The following is a 6,978-nucleotide window of genomic DNA, read 5'->3' as shown; positions in this document are numbered from 1 at the left end:
CCTGCGCGGCTGCTCCGCGCCCTCCGACCCCGGCCCCCCCGCCCGGGGCCGGGCCGCCCGCGGGGGGGGGGGGGGCCCAGGGCGGGCGGGGCCCCCCCCCCCCCCCCCGGCCCCCGGCCAGGCCCGTCCACCTTCCCCGCCCGTCCTACAGAGAGGTACGTCCATGTCCCACCGCCTGAACACGCCGCGCCTGCTGCCCGGTCACCCGAAGCCCGGCCGGTCCTTCCGCTACGACCAGGAGAGCGAGCTTCTCCCCGTGACCGCGCAGTGGCTGCTGCGGTGGGCGGCGGGGCACATCGAGCAGGTGGGGCTGTTCCAGGGGAGGACGCGGTTCGCGAGCGCCGGGCGCACGGTGACGCTGCACGCGTCGATGCTGGGGGCGTTCGACGTGGCGGGCGGCTACGGGCGTCAGAGCAGCCGGCGGGAGTACGACTGGCCCGCGATCGGCGAGGCCCGCGCGCTGGCTCTGGTGATGCTGTCGGAGCACCTGCACGGGGGCCGGCTGGACTTCCCGGAGGGAGCGGACGAGGACCGGCAGCGCTACCTGCGCCGTCAGCTTGTGCACGTGTGGGGCTGCGCTCCGGGCCGCACCGCTGCCGAGGCCGCCGAGGCGTTCCGGGCCGCCGCCGAGGAGGCGCGGTCGGAGCCGGCCGAGGCGTTCGCCACGGTGCTGGAGTCCACCCCGGTGCCGTCGGTTGCGGCGCAGCGGTCGGCGGGTGCGGGTTCGCCGTCGGCCCCGGGTGAGCCGCCCCACCTGGTCTGAGGCTTCTGGGGGCAGGGTGACCCCTGCCCCCAGAGGCAGGTTTCATGTGGTATAGTTTTTCTTGTCGGAAGGGCCCGGGCGGGCCCTCCGGCTCAACCCGAGACCACAGGGAGAAGCCCACCGTGCAGGAACAGATGACGTTCGAGATCGCGGACAGCATTGAGCCCGGCCACCAGGGGGTGGGCGAGGTCGTCGACCAGGTGCAGGTCCAGTTGAGGGCCGGGGTGGAGGCGTGTCATCTGCCGGTGGACTCCACCGGCCGCACGGTCCGGCCCGGCGGCCTGGCGGTCCAGGACTTCTTCGAGCAGACCCACGCCCGCCTGGTGGTGAGGGTCCACCAGCTCGGCGCCTGGCTGGCCGAGCTGATCAGCGAGGTCGACGGCTCCACGTTCACCGAGACCTGCAACCGGCTGCGGATCGTCACCCGGGAAGCCGTCGACGCGCTGGTCCGGGTGGAGGTCGAGGAGCACGGCCACCGAGGCCGGGTGAGCGAGGCCATCGCGGGCGGCAAGGTCGGGCTGTTCAGGGTCACCTGCGCATGCTCCGACTGGAACGAGCTGGAGGAGCCGGGGCGCAGCCGGGCGATTGCGTGGCGCCGGTCCGAGGCCGAGGCTCGCGCCCTCTTCGCCGAGCACGCCGCCCCGGCCGGGGTTCCGACACCCGCGCGACAGCCCCCGTCTCCGGCCACGGAGGCAGCGAGGACGGGCGGCACGGCGGCGGTCGACCGGGCGCCGGTCGAGGCGTTCGCCATGGTGCTGGAGTCCGCTCCGGCGCCGTCAGTCCCGAGGCGACGGGCCGTAGGCGGCGGCGGGACGCCCACCTGGGCGAGGATGCGGCCCGAGGCGTTCGGGAAGGTGAGGACCGTTCAGCCGGTGCTGTTCGCCTCGGGCGCGGACGCGGTGGGTACGGGTTCGCTACTGGATTCGGACGATCTGCTGCACCTGGCCTGACGCCTCCGGGGGGCGGGTACCCCTCCCCCCGGAAGCGGGTTTCATGTGGCATAGCTTTTCATGTCGGGAGGGTCCGGGCGGGCCCTCCCGGCTCAGCCCGCACCATCCAGGCCGAGCCGGCCGACCACCTCACCCCACTGCGCCCCGGGCCACTTCCCGGGTGCAGCGGGGCCCCACGCCCCAGCCCTGACCGAGCCCCCGAGAGGCAACGAGCATGACCGAGAAGCCCAGCACCTACACCGGCCCCACCGATCCCTACGGGTCACCGCAGAGCACGTTCCCCGGCCCGTTCGTGACCGGCGCCAGGGTCTGCGAGGTGACCACCCGCGAGATCACCCCGCTCGGCCCGGACGGACCCCGCCGCAGGGTCACCGTGCTGACCGTCGAGCAGGCCGGCCACCGTCTCCCCAGCCTGCTGCGCGCCACGGTGGACGGCCCGCCCAGCGCGTGGGCGGTCCACGCGGACTACGACCGGCACCGGGGCCCGGCGTGCGCGATCGCCGCCGCGCTGACGACGGACGGCATCCCGGCCGAGGTGGTGAGCACCGGCTACCGCCTGTACGCCGTCGCCGTCGTACTGGAGTCGCCCGAGGCCGAGCCGCACTGGCTGACCGTCGGTCTGGACGGCGAACTTGTCTGGACCCACGACGCCCCCGACGGGGACCTGGCTTCCGGGCACTGGCCCAGCAGCGACCCGGCCGACGCCGCACGGTACGTGCGCCGATGGCTGGATGAGCGCGGCATCCGCCCCAAGCGGTAGCCCCCATCCGCTGCGCCCTCGAACCACGGGGCGCAGCGGGTGGGACCGGAGGCCTGAGGGGTCCGACACCCTCAGTGGCATGTTTAGTGTGGTATAGTTTTTCCTGTCGGCGGGCCGGGCGGCCCGCCTTTTCAACCCGCACCATCTCCAGGGAGAACCCATGATCGACGCAGCATCCGAGGGACGAGCTGTCCCGGCGGAGAAGAGCGGTGCCACCGCCGCCCGGACCCCGGCCGAGCGCGGCGCCGTCGTCCGCCCGGGAGGTCTCGCGGTCGTGCGCCTGCGCGACCTGCGCCCCGGCGACGTCAGGCTCGCCCAGGAGGGCGAGCAGTCCGTCACCCTCGCGATCGAGAGCATCGGGGCAGGGATGTACCGGTGGACGAGCCTCGTCCTGCGGCCCAGCCGCCACGGCTACCACCCGCCGCTGCCGCCGCTGTACTGGCAGTTCCCGTTCACCGTGACCGTGAGCGGCAGGGCACTGGTCGACGTCGACGCCGAACGCCACGTGGACCCGGCCAGCCTGCCCCCGATTCCCTACCCGGCGGAGCAGGACATCCCCGCTGCCTTCACCGTGGGAGACGTCGTCACCAAGGGGCGCATCACCTGGGAGCGGCACCCCGACGGCTGGTACAACCAGCATCGCGGCCCCTCCACCGAACCGATCAGCGACGCCTCCATCGCGGAGCTGTTCCGCAACCCGGACACTCTGCGCCTCGGCATTCCCGAGTACACCCCGGCCGCCCCGGCCGCCCCGGCCGCGACCGGGCCCGGCGCCCTCACGCTCGCGGACGACACCGTCCACCTCTGCCCCTGGCACCGGGGGCTCGACGGCTCCTGGATGGGCGCCCACCGCGCCGAAGTGGTCCTGTGCGACCCGACCGGCGTGCTCGTACCGGTGTGCCACGAGCACGCCCCACTCGTCACCTGCCCCTGACCACAGCGCCGGGGCGGGGGACAACCCCCGCCCCGGCCTCCGCCGAGTCGTCCATCACCACCGCCCCCGACCGATCGCAACGGCGGGCGGCAGCCACAGGGAGGAACCGTGGGCCGGTTCAGCGAGATGCCCGCCAGTCCTAAGCGCGGCGAGGAGGTAGTCCGCCACATGAGCAAGAAGCAGCCGGGGCGAGGGCTCATGATCACCCGGCAGGGCAGCCGGTTCGGCGTATGGAACATCGACCGAATCGCGGGCAACCCGCACCTGACTGCGTACATGTTCGACGTCGTCGCCACGGAGCCCGAGGCCCGCGCGATCGCCAACCGCGAATGGGTCGGCATGGAGCTGTGAGCAGCGCCAGGCCTACCGCCCAGCTGCCCCGATCCACTACCACCACCAGGCCGCGCGGCATCAAGGCCGCGCGGCCCGACCCCAAAAGGAGTCCACCACCATGGGAGCCGACATCCAGGCGGCCGGGGGCATCAGCGTCCAGCCCGCCGTCCCGCTGTACCGCTTCACCGGATCGCTGGTCAGCCAGTCCGAGTTCTTCCGGCTGCTCACCCTCCGGGGCGCCGGCGGGAGCCGGGAGACGGTCTGCGGCATCCAGGCCACCGACCGGGCATTCGGAGCGCCCGCGGATCTCGAAGAGGAGCTCGGCGAATTCATCGCGATCTGCCGGGCGGCCCGCCCCGGGGCCGCACTGCACTCATCCCTTGTCACCGCGGACGCCGACGGCACGAGCCCCGCCCGCCTCATCCTCACCCGCACCGGGTTCGCCTATGAGCCCGATGAGCGGGCCGCTGCCCGAGCCGCCGCCGAGGCCCCCGAGGGCGACGACCCCGACCAGCCGTACATCCCCATGCCGGTCCCGGACGGCATCACCAGCCAGGCCGGCCCCGACGGGCGGATCCCGCTGTGGTGCACCGTCCACGCCCCCACGCCGACCGGGCGCTGGCAGGTGGTGCTCAACGGGCGCAGCGCCCAGAGCCTGCACGACGAGGCGCTTCGGGCCGCCGCGGAGCACGGCCAGGCCCGCGTCTGGATCGACATGAGCCGGGAGGTACTGGCGACCTATCAGCGGCCGGAGCCGGCCGTGACCGCGCTGGAGGCCATCGCCCGGGCGCAGCGGCTGGCGGACGGGTGGGCGGAGCTGGCGGCGGCCCCGGAGCCGTCGGCGTACGAGCGCGACGGAATCAGCGAGGCGCTGCGCCTGGCGCTGCGGGCCGCGGAGTACGCGCAGGCGTCGGTGGCCGCGCTGGACCCGCTGCCACCGGACGTGCGGCGCGCGCACGAGGCCGCCGACTTCCGAGCCCTGCTGGCCGGCTGACCGCCCGTTCGACGGGGTGGTGTCGGCGGCGGGCCGCCGGTCGGCGAATCAGGGGTGGCCCGACCCACCGGAGGCATGTTTCATGTGGTATTGTTGTTCATATCGGGAGGGCCGGGCGGCCCACCCGGATCGACCCGCCACGACCGAGAGGGCCACCATGCCCAGCAATCCCATGATCGAGTACGCAGCCATGCAGGCGGCCGCCGAGGCGGAGCAGCTGGCCGTCCAGCTCACCGAGAGCGGCATCCCCGCCACCGCCGACAGCGACCGGGTCACCGTCAAGGTCACCATCGACGGCGCGTTCCACCGCCTGATGCTGCTCCGCAGGCCGGGCAAGACCAGCCGAATCGAGTGGACGCTCACCGACGGCCACGGCGACGACCTGGCCGAGGGCCACTGGAACGAGGCGACCACCGACCGACGGGGCTGGACCGCCCACCAGGGCGACAGGCTGCACCGGCGCGAGACGGTGGCCTCGGTGCGCCGGTGGATGAAGGAGAACTGGGCCACCGCGGGGGCACCGACGCTGCCCCCGTTCACCGTGCTGATCGGCGAGGAGGCCAACCACTGGATGCGCATCTTCCCGCTGGCCGCCGACCACGTCGCCCGGGCGCTGGCCGAAGGGGCCGTGACGGCCGACGCCACGGAGCAGGACCTGGCCGAGCTGTACCCGGAGCTGACGGACGAGCACGACATGCTGCGGGAGGGGTGGAGCGCGGGGATCAACATCATCCACGCCCTGGCGAGCGGGGACGTCTACGACGCCCGCCAGAGCCCGTCGCCCGACGCCTCGTACCAGCTCGTCATCGGCCCCTACCTGCTGGACACGTACGGCCCGGCCGCGCTCCAACTGCTCCAGACCGGGTTCGACGGTGACGTCAAGGCCGCCGCCGCCGCCTTCCTGGCCCGCGCCCTTCCCCAACTCCCCTGCTCCTGACGGCGCATCGGCCCGTGACCGGCCCCAGTCGCCGAGCACGGGCCGCCCGCCAGCCGGGGCAGGCAACCGGCCGGCCCAACCCACACCCCCAGTTCAGCGAGGAAGGCGAGCAAAAGTCGAAGACCACCACCCCGGGCGGGGGCGGCAGCACGGCTCAGGCGTTCGTGGCGCACCCGGGCGCGCCCCGCTGGTACGTGCGCGAGACCGCCCGGATCATGGCGCTGCGCGAGCGCGCGCCGGCCGACGAGGGCGCCGACGGTTGGCACCTGGCAGCGTGGGACGACGGCGTGGCCGTGCAGCGCATCCAGGACGGCCGCCACTACCTGCGCCCCGGCCGGGCCGGAGCGGCCCGGGACCGGTGGGACGAAGCGATCCGCGCCGACCGGGCGCACCTGGCCGCGCACGGGCTGGAGATCGTCCTCCCCGGTTCCCCCCAGACCGTTGTCCGGGTTCCCGAGCCCGCGCGGCCGCAGACCACAGCCAGGCCGCGCAGGTCCGGGTCGGCCGAGTTCGAGCCCGAGCCGACCAGCTGGTCGGTCACGTTCGACGGCCACCCCGGGGCCGGCGGGTACGTTTCCCTGCGCTCGACCTACGCCAGCGCCCAGTACAAGGTGGTCGACCACCGGTGGGTCGACGTCCAGGTGGGCGACGCCGACCGAAGGCAGTCGATCACCCTGCTCGCCCACCACTACGGTCTGCCGACGCCCGTCCTGGTCGTCCGGGAGAGCTGAGCACTCGCCGTCGGGGGCGCGCCCGACCCGCCCCCGACGGCGCCACCGCGGCACCGCGTGGCGCAGAGAAGAGTTCCGCACACCCCCGAGAGTGCGTTCTATGTGGTATTGTTTCTCATGTCGGAAGGGCCGGGCGGCCCGACCGTCTCAACCCGCTCCACCGAGAGGACCACCGTGCCCGAGAGCACCCCCAAGCTCCACTACAGCCGCAGCGGCAAGTGGGACCACGCCCTGCCGCCCCGCTACAGCTACCCCGGCCCGGGAACCCGCGCCCCGGCCCTGTGCGGCAACTTCGTCGACATCTACTGGGTCCGCGAGGAGGTGGACGGCGGAGGGTTCGCCGGGCTGCTGGAGATGCATCGCGAATGGTTCGCCAACGACCGCTCCTACGCCCCCCACCGCCCGAAGGGCAGCCCCAAGTCCCGCAGGCTCGGCCGCCTGGCACGCCGCCGCCCCGTGCGCGTCTGCCCCGGCTGCCGCAAGGCGTTCCGCGAGCTCGGCCGCCCGCGCTGGCGCGCGCTGCCCGCCGACACCACCCGGCCCTGAGCCGCCGGGGCGCAGCGCGGCCCCACCGGC

At 74.0% G+C, this 6,978-nt stretch carries 9 protein-coding genes; all 9 read left to right on the top strand.

The window, feature by feature from the left end; genetic code table 11:
- The first annotated feature begins 163 nt into the window (after window positions 1–163).
- Window positions 164–763 carry a DUF6197 family protein gene (locus ACFWXO_RS32120; protein ID WP_380528247.1) on the top strand — a complete coding sequence of 200 codons (600 nt, stop codon included), beginning with the start codon at window positions 164–166 and terminating at the stop codon, window positions 761–763.
- 122 nt (window positions 764–885) lie between these two features.
- Window positions 886–1,713, top strand: coding sequence for a hypothetical protein (locus tag ACFWXO_RS32115; protein WP_380528245.1), 828 nt, complete (start codon window positions 886–888; stop codon window positions 1,711–1,713).
- A 214-nt stretch (window positions 1,714–1,927) separates the two neighbouring features.
- Window positions 1,928–2,473: a hypothetical protein gene (locus ACFWXO_RS32110; protein ID WP_380528243.1), complete on the top strand. Its 546-nt coding sequence runs from the start codon at window positions 1,928–1,930 to the stop codon at window positions 2,471–2,473.
- A gap of 160 nt (window positions 2,474–2,633) precedes the next feature.
- On the top strand, window positions 2,634–3,407 hold the full coding sequence (locus ACFWXO_RS32105) for a hypothetical protein (RefSeq protein ID WP_380528241.1): 774 nt from the start codon (window positions 2,634–2,636) through the stop codon (window positions 3,405–3,407).
- A 168-nt stretch (window positions 3,408–3,575) separates the two neighbouring features.
- Window positions 3,576–3,758: a hypothetical protein gene (locus ACFWXO_RS32100; RefSeq protein WP_380528240.1), complete on the top strand. Its 183-nt coding sequence runs from the start codon at window positions 3,576–3,578 to the stop codon at window positions 3,756–3,758.
- Window positions 3,759–3,858: 100 nt separating this feature from the next.
- The gene (locus tag ACFWXO_RS32095) at window positions 3,859–4,734 is read left to right on the top strand and encodes a hypothetical protein (RefSeq protein ID WP_380528238.1); all 876 of its coding nucleotides are present in this window, start codon (window positions 3,859–3,861) and stop codon (window positions 4,732–4,734) included.
- 157 nt (window positions 4,735–4,891) lie between these two features.
- A complete protein-coding gene (locus tag ACFWXO_RS32090) occupies window positions 4,892–5,671 on the top strand; it encodes a hypothetical protein (protein WP_380528237.1) in 780 nt (259 codons plus the stop codon).
- Between the two features lie 14 nt (window positions 5,672–5,685).
- The gene (locus tag ACFWXO_RS32085) at window positions 5,686–6,402 is read left to right on the top strand and encodes a hypothetical protein (RefSeq protein ID WP_380528235.1); all 717 of its coding nucleotides are present in this window, start codon (window positions 5,686–5,688) and stop codon (window positions 6,400–6,402) included.
- 174 nt (window positions 6,403–6,576) lie between these two features.
- Window positions 6,577–6,948 (top strand): hypothetical protein, encoded by a 372-nt coding sequence (locus ACFWXO_RS32080; protein WP_380528233.1) that lies wholly within the window; start codon window positions 6,577–6,579, stop codon window positions 6,946–6,948.
- Window positions 6,949–6,978: the final 30 nt, after the last annotated feature.

The sequence above is a fragment of the Kitasatospora sp. NPDC059088 genome (assembly GCF_042738155.1).
GTDB lineage: Bacteria > Actinomycetota > Actinomycetes > Streptomycetales > Streptomycetaceae > Kitasatospora.
This window is presented reverse-complemented; position numbering and strand designations above follow the sequence as displayed.